General features: G+C 30.4%; 20 protein-coding genes. 7 read left to right on the forward strand and 13 right to left on the reverse strand.

Annotated elements, in window-relative coordinates; genetic code table 11:
* Positions 1-42 precede the first annotated feature (42 nt).
* Positions 43-1,362 carry an MATE family efflux transporter gene (locus tag H8S20_RS09465; protein WP_186859960.1) on the forward strand — a complete coding sequence of 440 codons (1,320 nt, stop codon included), beginning with the start codon at positions 43-45 and terminating at the stop codon, positions 1,360-1,362.
* Between the two features lie 96 nt (positions 1,363-1,458).
* Here the strand turns inward: H8S20_RS09465 and H8S20_RS09470 are convergent, their stop codons facing one another.
* Positions 1,459-3,522 (reverse strand): flavocytochrome c, encoded by a 2,064-nt coding sequence (locus H8S20_RS09470; RefSeq protein WP_186859961.1) that lies wholly within the window; start codon positions 3,520-3,522, stop codon positions 1,459-1,461.
* Between the two features lie 188 nt (positions 3,523-3,710).
* Here H8S20_RS09470 and H8S20_RS20800 point away from each other — a divergent pair, with 188 nt between their 5' ends.
* From H8S20_RS20800 to H8S20_RS09485, 3 genes are all read left to right on the forward strand, one after another.
* Positions 3,711-5,450: a sensor histidine kinase gene (locus tag H8S20_RS20800; RefSeq protein ID WP_141395433.1), complete on the forward strand. Its 1,740-nt coding sequence runs from the start codon at positions 3,711-3,713 to the stop codon at positions 5,448-5,450.
* Entirely contained in the window at positions 5,443-6,198 is a 756-nt protein-coding gene (locus H8S20_RS09480) for a response regulator transcription factor (RefSeq protein WP_032117516.1), read from the forward strand. The genes H8S20_RS20800 and H8S20_RS09480 overlap by 8 nt, the downstream gene beginning before the upstream one ends.
* A 78-nt stretch (positions 6,199-6,276) precedes the next feature.
* On the forward strand, positions 6,277-8,001 hold the full coding sequence (locus H8S20_RS09485) for a flavocytochrome c (RefSeq protein ID WP_042281510.1): 1,725 nt from the start codon (positions 6,277-6,279) through the stop codon (positions 7,999-8,001).
* Between the two features lie 66 nt (positions 8,002-8,067).
* On the opposite strand, the gene H8S20_RS09490 is transcribed toward H8S20_RS09485, so the two are convergent.
* Positions 8,068-8,484 (reverse strand): DUF3785 family protein, encoded by a 417-nt coding sequence (locus H8S20_RS09490; protein ID WP_186859962.1) that lies wholly within the window; start codon positions 8,482-8,484, stop codon positions 8,068-8,070.
* Positions 8,485-8,679: 195 nt separating this feature from the next.
* Here H8S20_RS09490 and H8S20_RS09495 point away from each other — a divergent pair, with 195 nt between their 5' ends.
* Both H8S20_RS09495 and H8S20_RS09500 read left to right on the forward strand, forming a co-directional pair.
* A complete protein-coding gene (locus H8S20_RS09495) occupies positions 8,680-9,309 on the forward strand; it encodes a C40 family peptidase (RefSeq protein ID WP_051986770.1) in 630 nt (209 codons plus the stop codon).
* Between the two features lie 205 nt (positions 9,310-9,514).
* The gene (locus H8S20_RS09500) at positions 9,515-10,015 is read left to right on the forward strand and encodes a ferritin-like domain-containing protein (protein WP_186859963.1); all 501 of its coding nucleotides are present in this window, start codon (positions 9,515-9,517) and stop codon (positions 10,013-10,015) included.
* 112 nt (positions 10,016-10,127) lie between these two features.
* On the opposite strand, the gene H8S20_RS09505 is transcribed toward H8S20_RS09500, so the two are convergent.
* From H8S20_RS09505 to asnB, 7 genes are all read right to left on the reverse strand, one after another.
* A complete protein-coding gene (locus H8S20_RS09505) occupies positions 10,128-11,075 on the reverse strand; it encodes an ABC transporter permease (RefSeq protein WP_186859964.1) in 948 nt (315 codons plus the stop codon).
* Positions 11,075-12,163, reverse strand: coding sequence for an ABC transporter permease (locus tag H8S20_RS09510; protein ID WP_032117512.1), 1,089 nt, complete (start codon positions 12,161-12,163; stop codon positions 11,075-11,077). The genes H8S20_RS09505 and H8S20_RS09510 overlap by 1 nt, the downstream gene beginning before the upstream one ends.
* Entirely contained in the window at positions 12,163-13,683 is a 1,521-nt protein-coding gene (locus tag H8S20_RS09515; protein WP_186859965.1) for an ABC transporter ATP-binding protein, read from the reverse strand. The genes H8S20_RS09510 and H8S20_RS09515 overlap by 1 nt, the downstream gene beginning before the upstream one ends.
* A gap of 387 nt (positions 13,684-14,070) precedes the next feature.
* Positions 14,071-15,153 carry a BMP family lipoprotein gene (locus H8S20_RS09520; RefSeq protein ID WP_186859966.1) on the reverse strand — a complete coding sequence of 361 codons (1,083 nt, stop codon included), beginning with the start codon at positions 15,151-15,153 and terminating at the stop codon, positions 14,071-14,073.
* Between the two features lie 262 nt (positions 15,154-15,415).
* The gene (locus H8S20_RS09525) at positions 15,416-16,510 is read right to left on the reverse strand and encodes a BMP family lipoprotein (protein ID WP_186859967.1); all 1,095 of its coding nucleotides are present in this window, start codon (positions 16,508-16,510) and stop codon (positions 15,416-15,418) included.
* A 358-nt stretch (positions 16,511-16,868) separates the two neighbouring features.
* Complete coding sequence (locus H8S20_RS09530) at positions 16,869-17,552, reverse strand: DUF554 domain-containing protein (protein WP_032117508.1); 684 nt, start codon at positions 17,550-17,552, stop codon at positions 16,869-16,871.
* Between the two features lie 269 nt (positions 17,553-17,821).
* Positions 17,822-19,663, reverse strand: coding sequence for an asparagine synthase (glutamine-hydrolyzing) (asnB, locus tag H8S20_RS09535; RefSeq protein ID WP_186859968.1), 1,842 nt, complete (start codon positions 19,661-19,663; stop codon positions 17,822-17,824).
* 153 nt (positions 19,664-19,816) lie between these two features.
* Between asnB and zupT the strand changes: the two genes are divergently transcribed.
* Positions 19,817-20,596 carry a zinc transporter ZupT gene (gene zupT, locus H8S20_RS09540; RefSeq protein ID WP_186859969.1) on the forward strand — a complete coding sequence of 260 codons (780 nt, stop codon included), beginning with the start codon at positions 19,817-19,819 and terminating at the stop codon, positions 20,594-20,596.
* Positions 20,597-20,945: 349 nt separating this feature from the next.
* On the opposite strand, the gene H8S20_RS09545 is transcribed toward zupT, so the two are convergent.
* From H8S20_RS09545 to cobA, 4 genes are read right to left on the reverse strand one after another with little or no spacing between them, the layout of a single operon-like run.
* Positions 20,946-21,794: a sirohydrochlorin cobaltochelatase gene (locus H8S20_RS09545; protein WP_032117505.1), complete on the reverse strand. Its 849-nt coding sequence runs from the start codon at positions 21,792-21,794 to the stop codon at positions 20,946-20,948.
* Positions 21,794-23,068 (reverse strand): glutamate-1-semialdehyde 2,1-aminomutase, encoded by a 1,275-nt coding sequence (gene hemL / locus H8S20_RS09550; protein ID WP_032117504.1) that lies wholly within the window; start codon positions 23,066-23,068, stop codon positions 21,794-21,796. Before hemL ends, H8S20_RS09545 begins: the two co-directional genes overlap by 1 nt.
* Positions 23,069-23,105: 37 nt before the next feature.
* On the reverse strand, positions 23,106-24,077 hold the full coding sequence (gene hemB, locus H8S20_RS09555) for a porphobilinogen synthase (protein WP_032117503.1): 972 nt from the start codon (positions 24,075-24,077) through the stop codon (positions 23,106-23,108).
* Positions 24,074-25,555 carry a uroporphyrinogen-III C-methyltransferase gene (gene cobA, locus H8S20_RS09560; protein ID WP_032117502.1) on the reverse strand — a complete coding sequence of 494 codons (1,482 nt, stop codon included), beginning with the start codon at positions 25,553-25,555 and terminating at the stop codon, positions 24,074-24,076. The genes hemB and cobA overlap by 4 nt, the downstream gene beginning before the upstream one ends.
* Positions 25,556-25,560: the final 5 nt, after the last annotated feature.

Consider the following 25,560-nt stretch of genomic DNA (forward strand, 5'->3'; position numbering starts at 1 on the left):
CAATTATGAGAAGGAGTTTTCTTTTAATTTAGGAGTGATAAAATGACGGATACCAAAACTTTACGAAAAAGCTTTTTTAGAAACCTTATTCCATCAGTAACTGCTATGTGGGTATATTCAATTTATACGATAATAGATGGAATATTTGTTGGAAAAGGAGTTGGATCTACTGCATTAGCATCAGTAAATATAGCTATGCCATTTGTAAATTTAATTTTTGCATCATCTATATTTTTTGCTACAGGAACTTCTACCTTAATCTCAATTAGACTGGGGCAGAATAAAAAAGATGAGGCAAACAATATTTTTTCCTTTAATGTAGCTATAATGATTATATTTTCAATAGTATTATTGATACTTAGTTTACTATTTATAGATAAAATATCACTTTTCCTTGGAGCTACTGAAAGTACTTTCGAAATGGTAAAAGAATATTTAAGTATAATAGTAATCTTCAATGGATTCTTTATAGTTTCATATTGTTTAGAAGTGTTAACTAAAGCTGATGGTTTTCCTAATCTTGCAATAATAGGTGTATCTATCTCAGCTGTAGCTAATATAATCTTAGATTACTTATTTGTAATGAAATTTGGTTGGGGAGTAAGAGGTGCTGCTATAGCAACTGGTATATCACAAGTTGCATCATGTTTATTCTTTACTCTACACTTTTTAAAACCAATATCAACTTTAAAATTTATTAAATTTAGACCTTCTTTTAACATCTTTAGAAGAATTATTGGTATAGGCTTTCCTGATGGAATAACTGAACTAACTTCTGGAATAGTTATTCTTATATTTAATCAAAGTATTTTGAAATTTATAGGTGAAAATGGACTAGTTACCTACAGCGTAATATGCTATGTGTCTACTTTAGTACTTATGACTATGATAGGAATTACTCAAGGTGCTCAACCTTTATGCAGTTTTTACTATGGTTCTGATGATGTTAAATCACTAAAATACCTGTTTAATATTACATTAAAAACAATAGCTATAGTATCAATAGGAATATTTATAATATGTATTATCTTTGCTCCAGCTATAATAAATGTATTTATAACCTCTAATGATATAAACCTAATAAATCAATCTATAATTATATTTAGAATATATTCATTATCATTTTTATTAGTCGGATTTAACATATTATCATCTGGTTTCTGTTCATCTATAGAATCTCCAATGCTTGCCACATTAATCTCTATTTCAAGAGGATTGATTATAATAGTCATTACATTAATTATTACAATAATTCTTTATGGTGGTAAAGGAATCTGGATAGCAACAATCTTATCCGAAGCTATTTGTTTATTAATATCATTATGGTCTATTAAAATTAGCTTTAAAAATTTAATTAGATAAAAAATTATAGGACTACCTAAATATAGGTAGTCCTTATCTATTAATCGTATCTTAGGGGGAACCTAAGTTACATTAATCAACTTATTAATCTTATTGTTATTTTTTATTTACACAACTTTGTGCTGCTATACGTCCAAATATAGCTGTATCTGGAACCGCAACAGAACCTAATCTATTACCACCATGGATACCTCCAGTTACCTCACCAGCTGCATATAATCCAGCGATAGCATTTCCATCTTTATTTAATACACGTGCAGATTCATCTATTTGTAATCCACCCATTGTATGGTGAACAGAAACTACACTTGAGAACATAAAGTATGGACCTTCTCCAATCTTATTAAAGTTTTCTGTACGTCCAAAATCTTCATCCTTACCAGCTTCAACCATTCCATTATAATGATCTATAGTTTCTTTTACTGAATCAGCAGGAACTCCAAAGTATTCACAAACCTCTTCTAATGTACCAATTTTTAAAACTCCTTGTTTTTGAGCTTGTTCTATTTCTGCTGCATACTTTTCATAAAGTTGTTGTTCCTTAACAACTCCAGCATCAATTATTTCATAAACCTTAGAATCTGTTTGCTTTAATGTAGCATCTGATATAACATCTCTTGTACCCTTTTCATTTACAAAACGCTTACCTTCTTTGTTAACTAAAAGAGCTGTTGAGTTAAGTCTAGCATAGTCAATGTAATAATAATTTCCTGTAGCAGGATTATTAACTGGATATAATTGAATATGTTCCATATCAATTACATTCGCTCCTACACCTTGTCCCATTTCTATACCATCGCCTGTTATAGCTGGTGAATTTGTACTTGGAATACTTTCATCAAGTGTTGGCCAATTTTTATTGTACTTTTGTCTCATCTCAACATTTTTTCCAAATCCACCTGTAGCTAATATTACCCCGTTATTTGCATTAAAAGTATACTTAGCTCCATTTTTATGTGTAGCATTAACACCTACCACTTTACCACTTTCATCTGTAATTAATTCTTCTGCTTCAGTTTGTAAGTAGAACTCTACTCCAAGACCTCTAGCCTTTTCTTCTAGTGTATCCATATATTGTGGTCCATCACCTTTTGGCCATAAAGTTCTTGCAACCTTATGTCCACCATACCAGCTTTGTTCGTCTTTAAATTCAACCTTACATTCATCTCTTAACCACTCAGCTGTAGGAAGTGCATTTTCCGCAATAATTCTTACTAAGTCTGGATTACCTATATTATATCCGCCTTCTAGTATATCTTTGTAATATTGGTCTACAGAGTCATCAGTAATACCTTCTTTCTTTTGTACCCAGTTTCCAGGAGCAGCAAATTCTCCACCTGACATTCTTGTATTACCACCTGTAATGTCCATTTTTTCTATAACAACAACATTATCTGCACCTTGCAATTTAGCTTCTATAGCAGCTGTTATACCAGCTCCTCCAGCTCCCACAATTACAACATCAGAAGTTACTGTTTGATCTTCACCTTTTTCCATTTCAACCTTTGTATTATATTTTGAAATATCTCCACCAGCTACCTCTATTGCATTTGTTACTGCTGATATTATAGCTTTACTTGATGCTGTAGCTCCTGAAAGTGTATCAACACCAACTGAATTATTTTCTGCTATACTTTTAGATAACGCATCTAAAGCCTTACTTCCAATTCCAACTGTTTCAACATTATCTAGAACTTTAACTTCAGTTATCTTTTCTCCAGAAATAGTTACTTCAACCTTTAAAGGTCCTTGATACCCTGTAGATTCTCCTGTATAAACTCCATCCTTTAATGCTACAGTTTCTTTCTTAGATACAAAATCTTTCATTGCATCATTAACTGCTGCAATTATAGCCTTGGAAGTCATAGTTGCTCCTGATACGACTTCAACATCAGCACTATTCTTTGATACAATTTCTTCTGGCAAGCTTTCAATAGCTTTTGTACCTATTCCTTCTGTTTCTGAATGAGATTTTATTTCTACTCTTTTTATACTATCTTCTGATAACTCAACTTCAAGTTCTAACTTTCCACCAAATCCATCTGCTACTCCTGTATAAGTTCCTGGTGTATATTTCCCATTAGAAGTTGAATCAGTCTTTCCACAACCAACAAATATCATAGATGCTGCTAAAACTAATAATATTAATTTCTTCTTCATTACTTTGTCCCCCTCAATCGTTTGATAATATTATAACAATCCTATTTTTATCTTTGAATGGACAAATGTTTAATAATTTTGTACTTTTGTTACTATTTTAAATAAATATATGTATTTCTCTTATATGTTGATTTTTGTCAAAATATTGTATAATATTCTTATTACCATCAATATAAGGAGTTTTTATTGTGAAAATATTAATCAGTTTAAATATAAAAAGAAAAATACTATTTTTCTTTACTATAGCTACATTAATAATCTCTGGTTCACTATGTGCCTATATAAATTTTGTAGTCAAGCCTAACGACATTGAAAACACTAAATTTACAATTGCACAGACAGTTGAATCTAAATCCACAGAGGTTGGTTTATGGATAAATAAAAAAGCTGTTGAGTATAGAATTATTTCTGCCATACCAGCATTTACTTCAATGGATATAAGAGAAATAACTCCTTTAATAGATAGATTCACTTCTTTATATGTACGCAACGGCGAAACTATGGAAACATTTTCTTACATAGGAAAGAATGGATTCTGCTGGATAAACAGTGAAGCTACTGAAAACTTGATGGATTATAACGATTATAAAACTGCCTATGATTCTGATAGAGAATTCATTATCGGAAAACCAGTAGTGAATAAAAATAATAGAGAAGTAATGCTATTCTACTACCCTGTTTTAGGTTACGAAAATCAAAAAGAGGCATTAATTTGTTCTGCTGTTCCCACTGTTGGATTAAAACAAATAATAGATTCTTCTCAAATATATAACGGAAAAACCTGGGTTATGAATAGTAATCATAACCTATTAACTACTAATGAAGAATATTTCTATAATAATTATTTATCAAAAAGAGATATTGAAAATATAAAGCTAGAAAGCTTATCGTCCTCAGGAGAGATTGAGCTTATAAATACTAATGGTGAAGTATGTACTTTATTTTACTCGCCTGTTAATCAATATGACGACTGGGTTGTATGTACTTTAGTCAATAATGCTGAATTATCAGCTGCCGCTGATAATATGTTGGCAGGAATAATATTATTGTTAATTTTCCTTCTGATTATAACTTTATTTATCGGAGTATTTTTAACTCGTTCTGTTATGGAACCTATAGATAATCTTCGTAAATGTATGAAGGAAGTTGAACACGGAAACTTAAGTTCATACTATGATACAACTCTAGCTAAAGATGAAATATATGAACTTGGCTTAACCTACAACAAAATGTTAGATCATATTTCTAAGTTAATTGAACAGATATATAAAGAGCAAAGTGAAAAAAGATCTGCTGAATTAACAGCTTTACAAGCACAGATAAAGCCTCACTTTTTATATAATACCCTTGATAATATTAAATGGATGGCTAAAGATCAAGGTGCTGAGGATGTCGCTAAAATAATCACATCTTTATCAACATTTTTTAGGACTTCTTTAAGTAATGGTCAAGAATTCATTACACTTAAGGAAGAAATTAAACATACAAAATCTTATTTAGATATACAAGCTATAAAGTATAGAGAGAAAGTTAGATATAATATTTATCTTGATGAGAATATAAAAAATATCCTTATAGCTAAAATAATACTTCAACCTTTAGTAGAAAACTCCATTAATCATGGAATTAGGCCTAAAGATAGCATTGGTACTATCTCTATTTCTTGTAGCTTATATTCCAATAACCTAAATAAGTATATAAAAATCACTGTAGAAGATAATGGTGTTGGTATGAGCGAATCAGAGTTAGCAAACCTAAGAAATAATTTAGAAGAGCTTAATAATAGTAAGAGCTTTGGTATGATTAATACATTAAGAAGGTTAAGATCTTTTTATGGTGAAGATGTAATTTTCGAAGTTGAAAGCAAAGAAAATGTCGGTACTAAAATTAATATTTTACTGCCTTATATGGAGGATAAAAATGTATAGAGCTATTGTTGCAGATGATGAAGATATCATAGTAAATGGTATGAGCAAATATATACAATCATTAAATTTAGATATTAAGGTTGTTGCCACTTCTAATGATGGCAGAGATACCTTAGAAAAATTCAATAAATATTGTCCTGATATATTATTAATAGATATTAATATGCCCCACTTAACAGGATTAGATTGTATAAAAGAAATTAGAAAATTCAACAGTACAACTGTAATAATAATTATTTCAGGATATGATAAGTTCGAATATGCTAAACAAGCTATTCAAAATAATGTTGATTTTTATTTACTAAAACCTATCGATGATGATGAATTTTTAGATGTATTAAAGGATGCAATAAATATATTTAATGATAGACTTGAAAAACAAAATATATTATCTAAATATACTTTAAACAATAATGACATAGATGGAAATGTAATAGATTATATAAACTCTCATTATACTCAATCTGATTTATCTACCGACTTATTAGAGTCAAAATTTAATATGAATAGAATTTCATTATACAAATTAATAAAAAAGGCAACAAATATGAGCTTTATTGAGTATGTTACAACTTTGAGGATAAATCATGCAATTAGATTACTTGATTCTAATCAAAAGCTATCTATCGGTGAGATAGCACTTGAAGTCGGATATTCTGACCAATATTATTTTAGTAGAGTATTTAAAAAATCAACTGGATACTCTCCAAAAGATTATAAAAATAAATCTAAAGAAGGAGTGTCTTAATTGAAATCAAAACATATTTTACTCTGTCTAATAACTATTATTGTTATCTGCCTTTTCTCATTTTACAATCACTTCAAGTTGGACAACTACAATTCTAGTGGTCAAAATATAAGTGGTACCTTCTCCGGAAGCTATAAAGGTGAGAATGGTAATATACTTTTAGATGTAGTAATAAAAGAAAATGTAATAACTCATATAGAACTATTATCCCATACTGAAAATCCTGGATTTAATAAGGCTATAGTTCAGCTAACAGATGATATAATAACCTCAAATTCTTTAGATGTAGATATTGTATCTGGTGCAACACTGACCAGTACAAGCTTCATAAAAGCTGTTGAAGATGCATTAAAAAACAGTGGAATAAATCCATCTGATTTGAAAGATGTATCAACTATTACTACCTCAAAAGACGATTACCTTACTAATAATTGCGATATCCTAATTATAGGTGGTGGTGGTGCTGGACTTAGCGCTGCAATAGAGGCTAGTTCTACATCTGAATGTAAAGTTATTCTTCTTGAAAAAATGTCCTTTGCTGGAGGTAATACCCGTATGTCTGGCGGCGAGTACGCTGCTCCTGGAAACTGGGTACAACTAAATGAAGGCATTCTAGATGATAGTATAGATACATTTTTTAATGATATATATTATGGTGGAAAAGAAAAAGGTAATCCTGAATTAATAAAAGTTTTGGCAGAAAATGCTTTAACTAATGCATTTTGGTTAAGAGATTTTGTCGGTGTAAAATATAAAGATACCCAATCTTGGTATGGTGGTCATTCTTATTCAAGAACATTGTGGCCTGAAGGTGATGGTCCCAAGTATGTAGATACACTTATTTCAAAAGCTGTTGATTTAGGAGTAGAATTTCATTATAATACAAAAGCTAATCAACTTCTTAAAGACGGAACTGGTAGAGTTATAGGAGTTCGTGCTGTTCGTAATGGTAAAATTATTGATTATGTAGCACAAAAAGGAGTTATTCTTACAACTGGGGGCTTTGGATCTAACATCGAAATGCGTGAAGAATATAATACAGTTTGGCCTACACTAGATGAAAGTATTCCAACAACAAATTCACCAGCTATTGTAGGTGACGGTATTAAAATGGCAGAGGAATTAGGTGCAAATATAGTAAATATGGAGTCAATTCAACTTTATCCAATAAATAACCCTGCTACAGGGAATTATTATTTCCTAGATTATGCAAGACTTAATAGTAATGCTATTTTGGTAAATAAACATGGAAATAGATTTGTTAATGAAAAAGAAACTAGAGATAATTTATCTGCCTCTATATTAAAGCAACCTGATTCACGTGCTTTTGAAATAATTGATAGTACTGTTATAAAAAAAATGAATTTAAAAGAAACTTATTCATCTGAAATCTCTAAAGGTTTAGCGCAAAAAGTACTAACTATTGGTACATTAGAAGAGTGTGCAGATTTTTTTGATATTCCATATGATAGCTTAATAGAAACAGCAAAAAAGTATAATTCTTATTCAACTACTGGAATAGATGAAGACTTTGGTCGTACATCTTCTTTAGAGCCTGTAGATATTAACGGAGAATTCATAATGTTTGCTGGTGTTGTTTCCGTTCATCATACTATGGGTGGCGTAGATATAGATAAAAATGCCAGAGTACTTGATATCAACAAAATACCTATCCCTGGTTTATATGCCGCTGGTGAAGTGACAGGTAGCATTCATGGTGGTAACAGACTTGGTTCACTGTCTATGCCTGATACAGTAACATTTGGTCGTATTGCTGCTAGAAGCGCTGTAAACATGCATTAGTATATTACATATGTTAAATAAGAAGGTGCTACATTTAGTAGTACCTTCCTTATTTACACCATTTTACTAAAGTTCAAACTCTTCAATTTCTATAGAGTATTCTCCACAATGTTTACATACATTGATTGTAACTAAATAACTATTATCAACTTTACCAAATCTATATAACTTATCAAATGTTGACCCTTCATATTCTGGTTCTATGTTACTTACAAAGTACTTTCCATCCTTTGTGAATATATAAAAATTATATCCTAAGAAATCAAAAAACTTCTTCTTCTCTTCAACTCCAGTTTGACACTTTTCACAAGCTAAATTAAAGTAAGCTTTAGAAAAATCAACCTTATCACTATTATTTAAAATCTCTATAATTTTTTCCTCATCTACATCATTAATAGGATTTTCATCATCATTGAAAAAGCACTCCAAGTTCTCTTCGTTTAATATATATTCTTTTCCATCAAATTTAAATTTATATTCCATATTATATCCCTTGCTTTCTTATCTAATTTACACCATTTTATCACAAATACATTATAAAGTTAAATATTAGTATTATTTTATTTAATTAATGATTTATTATTTTTATATTTACTTTTTCTTAAAATTATTCATTTTTTATTAACATTACTGGCAATTTGGTGTAAAATATATATATAAAATGGGGAGGGAATTAATTTGAGCAATAAAGATATTTACATAATTTTTTCAAAAACCGGAACTCTATTTTCTAATGTTATTTCATTCTTTACACAAAAAGAATTTGCACATACATCAATATCTCTAGATCCAACATTTCAAACTATGTATTCATTCGGACGTATAAACCCTGCATATGTACTACCAGCAGGTTTTGTAGAAGAAAATCTTTACTCAGGAGTTTACTCAATGTTTCCTGAGAGCAAATGTTTAATATATAAAATTTCAGTTACAACTGAACAATACAGCTCATTAAAAAAATATATAGATAATTTTTTAATCGATAAATCTAAATATAAATATAGTGTTCTAGGAACTGCTACCCTTTTATTTAATAAACCAACAAAAAGGGAAAACTATTATTTCTGTTCACAATTTGTTGCTGAGGCATTAATAGAAGCTGGTATTTACAAAACGGACAAGCTCCCAGAACTTATTAGACCTATGGATCTACTTGAACTAGAGAATAAATCGCTTTTATACTCTGGAAAAATCAATGAATATCCACTATATAATCTTTACTCCACAGATGAATCATATAGTATTTTTGATTTACCACACTCTTTAGCTTCCGCTGCGTATGGTAAAATCAGAAATAGATTTATATAAAAGCTATTAATATTAACAACTTTAAAAGGGATATTCACCTTTGGTGAATAGAAATATGCCTACGGTATTAAAAGATATATACCGTAGGCATATACTTATTTTTCAGTAAATATAAGTTTCTCATCGTACCTGTCTTCGTACTAGTATCGAACATTTTTTTATATTCTTCATACTATATTACTAAAAATACTTTGGGAGTATCTTTATGGAATATAGTGTAGATCTACCTTATCCACCAATAAAAGTAAAAGGTGAAAATTTTAAATTTGCTGATTTAATCCTGCTTAATTACGCTGGTTCAGTATCTGAACTCTCAGCTGTAACACAATATGTTTATCATGAAATAGCACTTAAATATAAATTTGAAGAAGTATCAGAAACTCTAGAAGGAATTGCAGAGATTGAGATGCATCATTTACAAATGCTTGGTGAATTAATAGTAAAACTAGGAAAAGATCCTGGTTATTGGATATGTAAACATAAAAAAATTAGTCTTTGGACTCCAGAATTTCTATCATACAACACTAATCTAAAAAAAGCCTTAATTGTTGATATTACAGATGAAAAAGAAGCTATAGCTCAATATAAAAGAACTAAAAAACAGATAGATGACCCTTATATTATTGATATTATAGATAGAATTATCCTTGATGAAGAATATCATATAAAACTTTTAACTGAGCTATACGATAAGTATGTAAAATAAAAATAAACTATTTAAAATCAATTAACCTTTACTATTTAATAATATATTATTACTTATTGATATGATAATAAAGAAAAAATGACTAGCTCCTAAAAGCTAGTCATTTTTTATGTTATCTCTTTCCTGCATCAAATGTTTCACCAGCTGCCTTTGGTGCTTGTGATGATTTAGAGAATATTATTAATGCTATTAAAGTAACCACATATGGGAATACCTTTAATGCTACTTGTGGAATACTACTTAACTCTGGTATAGCTTGAGATACATTAGCAAGTGTAGTTGCAAATCCGAAGAATAATGTAGCTCCTAAAATACCTAGTGGTTTCCATTGTCCAAATATTAATGCTGCTATTGCTAAGAATCCAAGTCCAGCAACACTACCATTAAACTCATTAGAGTATGTTACAAGGATAATTGCTCCTCCTAAAGCAGAAAAAGCACCTGAAATCATAACTCCTATATATCTCATCTTATATACATTAACACCTGCTGCTGCAGCTGCTTGAGGATGTTCACCACAAGCTCTTAATCTTAATCCAAAGCTTGTCTTGTATAATAAGAATGTAAATATAGCTAATATTAATAATACTACCCATGTAGTTATATATGTTCTTGTAAATAATAATGGTCCTATTATAGGAATTTGAGAAAGTACTGGTATATCCTTTGGAATAAATCCTAAAGTAACTCTTATATTACCACTTCCAGTAAAGTTTCTTGCTAAGAAAACTGTTAATGCACCAGCTATCATATTAATAGCTGTACCACTTATAACTTGATTTGCATTTAAGTTAATACTTGCAAAGGCATGTAATAGCGAGAATAACATCCCAACTATAGCTGCCACTAATAATCCAATCCATAAAGCTCCTGGAACATTAGCTGCTTGAAGCTTAGAAATAGTAAGAGCTCCTGCAAACGATCCTACAACCATAAGCCCTTCAATACCGATATTTACAATACCACTTCTTTCACAATAAAGAGCACCTAGAGCTGCTATTAATAGTGGAATTGTATAAGCTATAGCATATGGAAATATTTGCTCAATTATTCCCCACATTATTTCTCCACCGCCTTTTCTGCTGAATTATTCTTAGTCTCTACTCTATCTTTTTTAACCTTTTTAAATTTCTTAATAACTTTATCCATAATTACACTTGTAGCTGCAAAGTATATTATTGTAGCTATAATTGTGTCTGCTAGTTCTGGTGGTATCTTTACCGCTGCATTCATAAATCCTTTTCCTACATATAGCACTCCAAAGAATAATGCCGCAAAAAGAACTCCTATAGGAGTATTCGCACCTAATAAAGAAACTGCTATACCATCGAAACCTTGTGATGGCATTACACCTATTTGCATTACTGTTGCATTACCCATATACTGAATTACACCAGCAAGTCCTGATAAAGCTCCAGCTATCATCATTGAAATAACAATATTTCTATTTACAGGCATACCTGCATATTCAGCGCCAAATCTATTAAATCCAACGGCCTTTAACTCATATCCTAAAACAGTTTTATTTAATATAAACCAAACTATGAATACTGCTACTAGAGCTAATATAATACCTAAATTAATATAAGAACCTCCGAAAAGATCACTTAACCAATCTACTCTTAATGTAGCTGTTTCAGGTAACATCCTAGATTCAGTCTCTAGATACTCACCTTTAAAATACTTCGGAACTGTATAATATACTGTCCAGTAGGCAATCCAGTTCATCATTATTGATGATACAACTTCATGAACATTAAATAGAGCCTTTAATAACCCAGGAACTATAGCCCATAAAGCTCCCCCTAATACACCTGCTAAAATCATTAGTGGTACTATAACTATAGTCGGCAAACTAAAAGTTAACCCTACAGCTATTGCACAAAAGCCACCAAATAACATTTGACCTGGAGCACCTATATTAAATAGACCAGTTCTAAATGCAAAGGCAACTGAAAGCCCTGTAAGTATTAATGGCGTTGCTGTCGCTATTGTATTACCAATTCTCTCAATATTCATTAATCCGCCTTTGAATAAGAATTGATACCCCTTTATCGGCTCAAATCCCATAGCTAACATTAAAAGAGCACCAGCTAAAAGACCTAAAATTATCGCTAATATAGACTTTAATCCTTGATTTTTTTCCATTACTTGTCACCTCTCTTTATACCAGCCATCATTAAACCAACTTCATTTTCATCTGTTTCTGAAGCATTTACTATACCAATTAATTCACCATTATTTATAACAGCAATTCTATCTGATACATTTAAAACTTCATCTAATTCTAAAGATACAAGTAACACAGCTTTACCAGCATCTCTTTGTTCTACTAATCTCTTGTGGATATATTCTATTGAACCAACATCTAGTCCCCTAGTAGGTTGTACAGCAATTAATAAATCTGGATTAGATTCAATTTCACGTCCAATTATACCTTTTTGTTGGTTACCTCCTGAAAGTCCTCTAGCTATAGATTGTCCACCTTCACCTGATCTTACGTCAAAGGTTTCTATAATACGGTTCGCATATTCTCTTATCTTAGCTCTATTAATTAATCCATTCTTTGAAAAAGGTTTATTTTTATAAGCTTTTAAAACCATATTATCTTCCATAGTGTAATCTAAGATTAATCCTCTTTTATGTCTATCTTCAGGAATATGTGCTATCCCATTATCTATTCTTGCACGGATAGAGCTCTTGGTTATATCAGCCTCTTTGTAAGTTATAGTCCCTGATTCTACATGTCTCATTCCAGTCAATGCTTCAACTAATTCAGTTTGTCCATTTCCTTCAACACCTGCTATACCTACAATTTCTCCTTTTCTTAACTCTAAAGAAAAATCTTTTAAGCCTAATACTTTTTTATGATTCTTAACTGATAAGTTATTTATTTTAAGAACTACTTCCCCTGGAGTAGCTTCCTTCTTATCAACCTTAAATGATACTTCTCTACCAACCATCATTTTAGCCATTTCAGCTTCATCTGTATCTTTTACATCAACAGTTCCTATGTATTTACCTCTTCTTATAACCGTACAACGATCAGCAGCTTCTTTAATCTCTTTTAACTTATGTGTAATTAATATAACTGATTTATTTTCCTTAACAAGATTCTTCATTATATCTATTAATTCAGTTATTTCTTGAGGAGTTAATACTGCTGTAGGTTCATCAAATATTAAAACTTCTGCATCTCTATAAAGCATCTTTAATATCTCAACACGTTGTTGCATCCCAACAGATATATCTTCTATCTTCGCATATGGATCAACATTTAATCCATATTGTTTAGAAAGTTCTTCAATCTTTTTCGCTGCACTTTTTATGTCTACTGTCATGTGTTTCTTAGGCTCATATCCTAAAATAATATTTTCTGTAACAGTAAAGTTCTCAACTAATTTAAAGTGTTGATGAACCATCCCAATACCTAATTCATTAGCTACATTTGGATTAGAAATTTTAACTTCTTTCCCCTTTACCTTTATCATTCCTTTTTCTGGTTGATACATACCAAAAAGCATTCCCATTAAAGTAGACTTACCAGCACCATTTTCCCCTAAAAGAGCGTGAATTTCACCCTTTTTTAATTGTAGTGTGATATTATCGTTAGCCACTATCCCCGGAAACTCTTTTCGAATATTAAGCATCTCTACTACATATTCCATCGGATCTCCTCCTAAATTTTTTACTTATTGAAAGCTCTGTCTCAACTTTAATTATACAATATTCATTGCCATTATTAAACAATTACATGCTGTATTTATAAGTAAATAACGAACTTTTTCTGAAGCCAAAAATAATGTTCAAAAATAATCTTTTTCTCACCTTAACTTCAGTTTTACCACCTTATAGTGTTACACAAATTATATTAAAATTATATACTATATATTTCGTGCTTTCAACAATTTTCGTCATCTATCCTCTTTAGAATCACTGTAAATTTCAACCAAATAACAGCATCATTATTATGTTCTTCATATAACCTTTTAATTATTAAATCACAGAAAAAAGGTTGCTGAATATTTCATACAACCTTCTTTAATATAATTATATTATTTTAATAAGTCTCCCTTTTCAGCTGAAACTTTAATGCTACCTTCTTTAATTTGATTGAATACTTCTGCAACTTTATCAGTAGTCTCCTTGCTTAAGTTAGGATTCTCAGCTGGAATACCAACTCCATCATTACTAGCATCAAAAGTTAAAGTTTGTCCACCTGGGAAATTACCTTCTGTTTCAGCTTTAATCATATCATAGGCTGCTACATCTATTCTCTTAATAGCTGAAGTTAATATTACTGATTTATCTCCCTCATATATACCATCAGCATATTGGTCTACGTCAACTCCCATAACCCAAGCTTCTTTACCTGAAAGCGCTCTAGTTTTAGCTTCATTTATAACACCTACACCTACTCCACCTGCTGCGCAGAATATAGCTTTAACACCTCTATCATACATTTGAGCTGCAAGTTGTTGTCCTGCTGCTGAATTATCAAAGCTTCCTTGGAAAACTATATTTTCTTCTTTAATACTCATTTTTGTTCCTAAGTTTTCATTAGCATATCTTATACCTTGTTGATATCCATAGTTAAATCTTTGAACAGGAGGAATCTCCATACCACCTATAAATCCTAGGTCTCCTTCTTTTAGCTCTAATGCCGCAGCAACACCTGCTAAAAATCCAGCTTGTTCATCTGCAAAATATATAGAAACAGTATTTTCTCCTACTATTGCATTATTATCTCCACTATGAGGACTTCCTTCTAATAATACAAATTTAGCATCTTGATATTTTTGTTGTGCTTGATATATAGCTGTTTCAAACTTAAATCCTGGTGTAACTATAAATTTGTATCCAGTATCATAAAGATTTTGTATTTCTTTTAAATAATCAGCCTCTGTAGTTCCTGCTGGCTTTAAGTAATTGGCATCAACACCAAAATCTGAAACAGTCTTCTGTATTCCTTCCCAAGTACCTTGATTAAATGATTTGTCATCAATAGTTCCTGAGTCAGTAACCATACCTACTCTTAAATCTGTTCCGCCTTCTACATTTGATTCACTACTTCCACATCCAACAACACTCATTCCAACTACTGCTGTTAATGCTATTGCAATAATCTTTTTTATCATCTGTGCATCCTCCTTTTAGCATACTCTTTTTACCTTTAGCGTACACTTTATTTAAGATTATATATTATTCGTTATTTCATTTCAACATTTTTCGACATTTTTATTCCATTTTCATGACTGTTTTTATTTATATTCATAGTAAAAAACTTTTATCATACACATTAATAGCATGTAACTTAACATTGCCGAATAATATATTTAAGTTGCTAGTTGTAAATACACAAAAAAATAGATGAGTTAACACTCACCTATTTTATAAAAACTATTTTATTAAATCGCCTTGTTCTCCTGAAACTGTAATTTCTCCAGATTTAACTTTTTCAAATACTTCTGCAACTTTATCAGTAGTTTCTTTGCTTAAATTTGGATTTTCTGCTGGTATACCAACACCATCATTCTTAGCATCGAAAGTTAATGTTTCTCCACCTGGGAATTTTCCATCTAATTCTGCTTTGATCATATCAAAAGCTGCTTGAGATATCTTCTTAGTAGCAGAAGTTAAAATAACAGATTTACCATTTGATAATAAACCATCATTATATTGGTCAACGTCAACACCAATTATCCAAGCTTCCTTACCAGCTTCTACTCTTGATTTAGCTTCAGTTATAGCTCCAACTCCAACTCCACCTGCAGCACAGAATATAGCTTTAACACCTCTATCAAACATAGTAGCAGCTAATTGTGTTCCACCTGCTGTATTGTTGAATGTTCCTTCATATTTTACGTTTTCTTCTTTTAATGACATCTTAGTTCCTAGATTTTCATTAGCATAAGCTACCCCTTGTTGGAATCCCCAGTTAAACTTTTGAACTGCTGGAATTTCCATTCCTCCGATAAATCCTAATTCACCTTCTTTTAACTCTAAAGCAGTTGCAACACCAGCCATAAACCCAGCTTCATGTTCTGCAAAGTATATAGCTACTGTATTATCAGCTACATTGTAGTTATTGTTTCCATCTTGTGGTGCTCCATCTAATATAACAAATTTAGCATCTGAATATTTTTCTTGAGCCTTATTGATAGCTGTTTCAAATTTGAAACCAGGAGTTACTATAAATTTATAATCTGTATCATAAAGATTTTGAATTTCCTTTAAGTAATCAGCTTCAGTTTCTCCTGATGGTTTTATATAGTTCTTATCAACACCAAGTTCTGCTTCAGCCTTTATTATACCTTCCCAAGTACCTTGGTTGAATGATTTATCATCAATTGTCCCTGAGTCTGTAACCATTCCTACCTTCATTCCATCTGCAGCTGGTGTTTGTGTATCTCCACCTTCAGATTTGCTTCCACATCCAACAAGACCAGTTAGCATAAGTGCAGAAAGTGCTAATGCGATTGCTCTTTTTTTCATTTTTAATTTCCCCCTCAAATAATATACTCATTAATTTATATTGTATACGAATTATATTTTCATTATATATCATATTATTCGTATTTTCAATACTATTTACAGATTTTTTAATAATTTTATATGTTTTTGTCGTAATATAGTACTACATAGAGAAATTACATTTTTATTCCTTATTCACATTCAATTTTATACCATTTTTTACTTTTATTCAATACAATACTAAATAGATACAATAATTTAATATTCTCTATTATTTTTATTCTTTCTATGTATTTTAACCTTCCATAAAGATAAACTCTATCATTATAAATATATTTAATATAAATATATTTAATACTAAATATCATTCATCCAAATTCTACATAAAAAAACCTAATAAAATTGGCAAAATAACAGCTGGTAAAAGATTCGCTACCTTTATTTTGGTAATTCCTAAGACATTAAGTCCTAACCCTATTATCAACAAACTTCCTACACCTGTCATATTATTTATTACTGCCTCACTTAGAACATTGCCTAACATTCCAGCTCCTAAAGTTATAGCTCCCTGATATATAAAAATAGTAGCAGCAGAAAAAATAACACCTACACCTAATGTTGAAGTTAATATTATAGATGTAACTCCATCTAAAATAGATTTTGCAAATAATGTATCATGATTTCCCCTTAATCCACTTTCCAGAGACCCTACTATAGCCATAGCTCCTACACAAAATAAAAGACTTGCAGTAACAAAACCTTCAGCTATAGATAAATTGTTTTTAGACCCTTTATTAACCTTTTTTTCTACTATCTCTCCTAACCTATTTAACAAACTATCTATATCTATCAATTCTCCTATTAATGCCCCAACAACAATGCATATTATCATTAATAGAGTATCTTCTCCTTTTAACGCTCCAGATATTCCAATATACAATACACATAAACCTAATCCACTCATTATGGTGCTACTAATATTCTGCTTTAATCTCCCTTTTACAATAAATCCAATTAAACATCCAATAATAACTACTATACTATTAACTATTGTTCCTATCATTTCTATCCCCACTTGTTATGTAAATTATTTTAAATCACTCTACCTTATTACTACTCTAACTATAAGTAGTATAATTACATTTTACCAGCAAATTACATATTTGTATCTAACAATTTATTTTATTAAATTAAATATTTAATTGTAGCCGTTTATTCAATGATATATATTAATAAACGTCTACTATCAACTATTAAAATGCTCACCTTATATCAATTTACTTATATAATATCCGATATAAAGTGAGCATTTTATCTTAAGAAGTATACCTTCTATAATATTAAGTTAACATTATATTCTTTAAGCCATGCATTAACTTGAATCAAGTAAGCTATTAATTGAGGTCCTGTCATCAATTGTCCATACCAAGGTGTCTTATAAGACTCGCCTTTGCTTTCAACTATACCCTGAACTATATTTCTATCAATTATCTCTAATATAGGAGATGTCTTATCATTTAAAATTTCATTCATCATATTGCAAACTATTGAAGTATATATAGGATTATGAGTTTTAGGATAAGGACTCTTCTTTCTAAAAAGAACTTCATCTGGCAGAATTCCTTTGAATGCCTTTCTCAATAACCCCTTTTCTCTTCCATCTAATAACTTAGTTTCTACTGGTAAATTAAATGCATAATCTACTATTCTATGATCAGCAAAAGGAACTCTTACTTCTAAACTATTATACATAGTTGTTCTATCCTTTCTATTTAGCAAATTCACCATAAACCACTTTAAATTTAGATAAAATATTTCTCTCATTCTATAAGTCTTATCGTCTTCTCCATCTATATGAGGGACTTCTTTTAGTGTTTTTAGATATTGATCATTTGTAAAACCTTCAATATCTAAACCCTTTAAACTTGAGTTTAAAATCTCTCTTCTCTTGCTTACACTTCTTGACCAAGGGAATGTATTTGCATTTATCATATCTTGATTTGTAAACCAAGGATACCCAGCAAATATTTCATCAGCACATTCACCTGATAAACCAACTACAAAATCTTTTCTTATCTCTCTCGTAAAAAGTAATAAAGATGAGTCTATATCAGCCATTCCAGGTAAATCTCTAGCTAAAGTTGAATCTATAAGTGATTCAGCTAAATCCTTTTGACTTAACACTACGGTTTTATGCTTACTTCCTATATATTCAGCCATTCTTTCTGCCCAATATTGGTCAGATGTAGGTTGAAATAATGATGTTTTAAAATATTTGTCATTATCTTCATAATCAATTGAATAAGTTGTTAATACCTTCCCTCTTTTTTTGAACTCATCAGCTGCTACTGCAGATATTATTGATGAATCTAATCCTCCTGAAAGGAATGTACATACAGGTACATCTCCAACTAATTGTCTTTTTATAGCATCTATCAATAATTCTCTCACATGTTCTATAGACTCATCTATAGTTTCATCTAACTCCCTAGCTGTAACCTTCCAATATTCCCATATACGCTCGCCATCTTTATTAACAACCATACAATTAGCTGGTGCTATTTCCTTCACGCCTTTATAAATTCCACTTCCAAGAGAACGTGCTGGTCCAACAGCAAAAACTTCAGTTAATCCTTCTTTATCAACTTCAGCTTTTACATAAGGATGCGCTAATATAGTTTTAAGCTCTGACCCAAAAATTATAGAATTTCCTCTTTTAGCATAAAATAATGGTTTTACTCCCATATGATCTCTTGCTAAAAATATTTGTTCTTTATTTTTATCATATATAGCAAATGCAAATATACCATTTAATTTGTTTATAACTTCAATCCCCCAGTAAATATAAGATGTTAATAAAACTTCAGTATCTGAATATGAATCAAAATTTAATCCTGCTTTTATTAATTCATCTCTTAGATCTTCAGTGTTATATAACTCTCCATTATAAACTATAGTATATTCATTTCCATCAACCATCTTTGTCATAGGTTGTCTTCCGCCCTCTGGATCAACTACAACTAATCGTCTGTGACCTAATAAAACATTAGTACTTATATATACTCCTTCATCATCTGGCCCTCTTTTCTCCAATGTTTTTACCATTCTATCTAATATACTTCTTTTATCTCTTAAATCGTTGTTAAAGTCTATCCATCCTGCAATACCACACATAATTTTCACCTCTCATTAAATTCATATAATAGAATATGACGAATATTTAATTAGAGTGTAAAAATCTATAAAAATATAGTTAGTACAATTTACAAATAAACTTAATAATTCAATCATATTATAGTTATGTAATAATGATAAAAGGAGCACTATATGATTGATAAAAATTCGCTATTTCCATTAATCCTATCAACAATAGCTGGGCTTTCAACTGTAATAGGAGCAGTTTTAGTATTCTTTACTAAAACTAAAAATAATAGATTTCTAACATTTTCTCTTGGATTTTCTGCTGGGGTTATGATAACCGTATCTTTTACTGATCTTTTTCCTGCAGCTCAAGATGCTATAACTAAATATCACGGAAAGATAAATGGAATACTTTGGTCCATTTTATTTATGCTTGTTGGAGCTTTAATGGCATTTTTAATCGATAGTTTCATACCAGAGGAAGAAAAAGATAAGTTTCCAAGTGATGATAAAAATTTTAGTCTTTTTAGAGTTGGTTTAGTATCTACTATAGCTTTAATGATACATAACTTTCCTGAAGGTATTGCTACATTCGTTTCTGGCTATCAAGATACAGCTTTAGGGATTTCCGTAACTTTAGCTATAGCACTTCACAATATTCCAGAAGGTATCGCCATAGCTATGCCAATATATTTTGCAACTAAAAGTAGGGCAAAAGCATTAAAATACTCATTCCTTTCTGGAATGGCTGAACCCCTAGGCGCATTTATTTCATTTTTATTTTTAAAACCATTTATTAATGACTTAGTCCTAGGAATTGTTTTTGCTGTAGTTTCTGGTATTATGATGTATATTTCATTTGCAGAACTTATTCCATCTTCGAGGGAATATGGACATATTAAACTTTCATTGGCATCAATATTTTTAGGTGTAGCCATAATGCCTATAACTCATTTATTGTTATAAATCAAACTTTTTACATGAAACTTATATAATTTTAATAATTATTAACATTTTTCTCTGTATTTTATTAATACATTTGGATTATTATATTAATATAGAAATTAAATTTTGTATAAGTGGAGGATTTGATTATGAGTATCTTATTAACAATTACTCTAGGTGGTGTTATCTACACATTAGTAGAAATGACTTATAATTGCCTTAATAATATAACAATTCCATAATAAAAAAGGTTGTGAAACACAACCTTTTTTTCAATGTTTAATTTTAAATTTATAATTACAAATTATTGTTGAAACTACTTTGTAGTTTCTTTAAATCTATTCCTCAATTCATAATTTATAATTTAACATTATAAATTAAATAAGGCTTCACTTATCATATCAATATATAACTTTTGTATATCTTCGTATTCTAATAAGCTCTTTAATATAACTTCTGTCTTTATGTTATTCTCGTTAAATAAGCTTTCCCATGAATTATCGCCTTTTATATCTTTGACTATATGATTTCCTGGTAAAACTAATAAAGGCATTATTATAACTTTGTGTATTTCTTTTTCTTTAAGTTCTTTAAGTACAACTTCTCTAGTCCTACTACCTTCTAATGTTCCAATTATAATTTTGTTATATCCTATCCTTGCAAGTGATTTTTCTATCTCTTGATAACAATCATCATTGCACACACTTCCGTCGGTGCCACAACATTCATTAATATTTATAGACGTATAGCAACAATTATCACTGCATCTATTACTACCATGTCCTACTAATACAACACATTTATCTTTATCTATATTATTTTTTATAGCATTAGCTATATTAGAAGCTGATTCACTAGTATTTTTACCTTTATTAATAAGTAATGTTGGGTTTAATTTAATATTGTTAAATCTCCCTCTATTTTCTTCTAAAATATTTCTTAATGAATCACAATCTTTACCATCAATCATATGGAGTGGCTGTAAAATCACTTCCTCATAGTCATTATTAAATAAATTATCTAAAGCTTCTTTAATATTTAAAATTTCTATATTATTTTTTTCTTTCATTCTCTTTATAAGTATATTTGATGTAAATACACATTGAACAAAAAGTTCTTGGTCTATTGAAACTTTTATACTTTTTATAAAAGCTTCAACTTGTTTATATGCTTCTAAGTTAGAACTTCCAAAACTAACTATTAATACTGCTCTTTTCATTATCCTTCAAACTTTCTAAATGCATCTAAGAACTTATTAACATGCTCTTCTGTATGCTCTGAAGACAAGAATACTGCTTCATATTGAGATTGAGGTAAGTTTATACCACTCTTAAGCATATGAAGGAAATATCTTTTAAATCTTTCTATATCACAAGTTTTTACATCATCATAAGTATTAACTTCTACTGAATCTGTGAAGAATACTGTCATCATTCCGCCAACTCTATTTACAACTATATTTATATTTTTTTCTTTTGCTATTTCTAAAAGACCATTTTCTAATTTTTCACCTATATTATTTATATGGTCATAAATTTCTGGCTTTGCTTTAAGTATATTTAAGGTTGCAAGTCCTGCTGCCATAACTACAGGGTTCCCGGACATAGTTCCTGCTTGGTATACACCACCTAAAGGAGCTAGCTTTTCCATTATTTCTTTTCTTCCACAGTAAGCACCACAAGGCAGTCCACCACCCATAATCTTAGCATATGTTACAAGATCAGGATTTACATTAAATAAACTTTGAGCTCCTTTAAAAGCAACTCTAAATCCACTCATAACCTCATCAAAGATAAGAAGAGAACCATATTCATCACATAAAACTCTAAGAGTTTCCATGAATTTATCATCTGCTTTTATAACTCCCATATTTCCAGCTACTGGCTCAATTATAACTGCAGCTATATCATCTTTATACGCTTCAAATAAAGACCTAACTTGTTCAATATCGTTATATACACCTATTAATGTATTTTTAACGCTTTCATTAGGAATTCCTAAACATCCAGCGATTCCTTCAGTTAATACCCCTGATCCAGCTTCAACTAGAAATCCATCAAAATGCCCATGATAACATCCGGCAAACTTAATTATCTTATTTTTACCAGTATATCCTCTTGCTAATTTTATAGCACTCATAGTAGCTTCTGTACCTGAGTTAACCATTCTTACCATTTCAATATTATCTAAGTTTTCACATAAAAACCTTCCCATTTGAAGTTCTAATTCAGTAGGTGCTCCAAAAGCTATTGAGCTTTGACTTATTTCTTGTATACTCTTAACTATATCATCATTACAATGTCCTAATATCATAGGTCCCCAAGCTAAAACAAAGTCTATATACTCATTACCATCTTCATCTTTTACTAAAACCCCTTTACCACTCTTCATTACCGGTGGTGTTATCCCCATATCCTTATAAGATCTTACTGGTGAGTTAACTCCACCTGGCATGTATTTTTTAGATTCTTCAAATATTTCTCTGTTACCCATATTAATTCTCCTCTAACTGACTCTATAAATCTCTTATTTAGTTAGTTTCCTCTAACCATTTAGATGCTTCTAATGCATAATAAGTTATAATTATATCTGCTCCTGCTCTTTTCATAGAAAGAAGCATTTCTAAAGCTGTAGCTTTTTCATTCATAAGCCCCGCCTTTGCAGCTGCCTTAATCATTGAATATTCTCCACTTACATTATAAACACATATCGGAACATCAACAACATCTTTAGCTTTTCTTACTATATCCAAATAAGAAAGTGCCGGCTTAACCATAATTATATCTGCCCCTTCTTCTATATCCATATTTATTTCTCTTAAAGCCTCTCTTCCATTTGCAGGATCCATTTGATATGATTTTCTATCACCAAATTGTGGTGCTGAATGAGCTGCTTCTCTAAATGGACCATAAAAAGCAGATGCATATTTAGCAGCATAACTCATAATGGCTACATGTGTAAATCCATTACTATCTAAAACATTTCTTATAAAGCCAATTCTTCCATCCATCATATCTGAAGGTGCAACCATATCAGCTCCTGCTTTAGCATGAGATAATGCTATTTGACCTAACTTTTCTAACGTAGCATCATTATCAATCCTATGACCATCTAATATTCCACAATGACCATGAATAGTATACTGACACATACAAACATCTGTTATTATATATAAATCTTTAGATATTTCTCTTACTTTTTTTATAGCTTTTTGAACTATTCCATCACTATCGAAAGCTGAACTTCCACATTCATCTTTTATATCAGGAATTCCAAATAAAATTATTCCTCTTATTCCACAGTTAACAACCTCAGTTATAACCTCTTCTAGCCTATCTATAGACCAATGGTAGTTTCCTTCCATTGATTTTATCTCTTCTTTAATATTTTCACCTTCAACTACGAATATAGGATATATAAAATCATTGGCTGTTAATATATTTTCACGAACCATAGCTCTAATAGCTGCTGTTTCTCTTATTCTTCTTCCTCTTTTAATCATAATACCCCCTTAAGATTCTTATACATATCAACAATTTCTTCTAAAAAACCATCTTCTGAATGCTTCTTACAAATAAGAGCTTCTATTCCTCTTTCAAGTAAAGCCTTATTAGTTTGAGGTCCTATAGCTATATTCATCTTTTCCTTTATCTTTTCTATTCCAATCATATCAATCATATTCTTAACTGTAGATGGACTAGTATAAAGGATAATATCAACTTCTTCTACAGCCCTAGGGTTCTTTATTTCACCACAAACTGTATCATATGTATGTACTCTATCTACTTCTAATCCTAAAGCTTCAATTTCATCTTTTAAATATGCTCTACTTGATGAAGAACATGGTAGAAGCACTTTCTCACCTTTTTTTAGTTCAGGTTCTAACACTTTAAATAATCCTTCACCAACAAACTCTCTTGCCATAATGAAAGGCTGAATACCTCTTGCCTGTAATGCTTTTTTAGTAGCTTTTCCTACAACAGAAAATTTAGCTTTAATCTTTCTAATATCATATTCTTCTTTTACAAGATAATCAAAAAATCTGTTTACTCCATTTACTGAAGTTAATATTATGTGATCATAACATTCCATTTTATCTATGTAATCTCTAAGATTATCCTCTGTACCTTTAATCTTTATTGAATTAATCTCTGTAACCTCAGCACCTAAATCTCTTAACTTTTCCTTTAAGCTCTGAGATTGTTCCCTAGTTCTAGTTACACAAATATTAGCTCCAAATAAAGGTTTGTTTCCATACCAATCTAATTTTTCGTTTAAAGATACAACTTCTCCAAAAACTATAATGCAAGGCGATTTCAATCCTACTGCTTTTACCTTTTCAGATATATCTCCAATATTTCCAACAACCTTCTTTTGCTTTGAAGATGTTCCTCTCATTACTACAGCGGCTTTTGTATTTATATCTTTTCCATTCTTTAAAAGATTCTCTATTATTAAATCTAAATTTTCAAGACCCATCATAAACACTAATGTTCCTGTCTCTTTTGCTAAAGCTTCATAATTTATATTAGAACTTCCAGCAGACATTCCTGTTACTATATGAAAGCTTTGAGCCATAGCTCTTTGTGTTATCGGTATCCCTGCATAATTCAAAACTGCTATAGGAGATGTTACCCCTGGAATTACTTCAAAGTCTATATTCTCACCAACTAAAGCTAATACTTCCTCTCCGCCTCTACCAAACACATAAGGATCTCCACCCTTTATTCTTCCTACAACATGGCCTTCTTTAGCAAGTTTTACAATCGATTCATTAATTTCTTCTTGAGTTTTGTAATGACTTCCTGGTTCTTTACCACAATAATAGATCTCACAATCTTGGTTTAAATAGTTTAAAATATTGTTAGAAACTAATCTATCATATAACACAGCTGTACATTTTTTTAATACTCTTACAGCTTTAAGTGTTAATAATTCTTCATCTGTTGGGCCAGTTCCTATTATATAAACCTTACTCATAACTA

Source organism: Clostridium hominis (genome assembly GCF_014287825.1).
Classification (GTDB): domain Bacteria; phylum Bacillota; class Clostridia; order Clostridiales; family Clostridiaceae; genus Clostridium; species Clostridium hominis.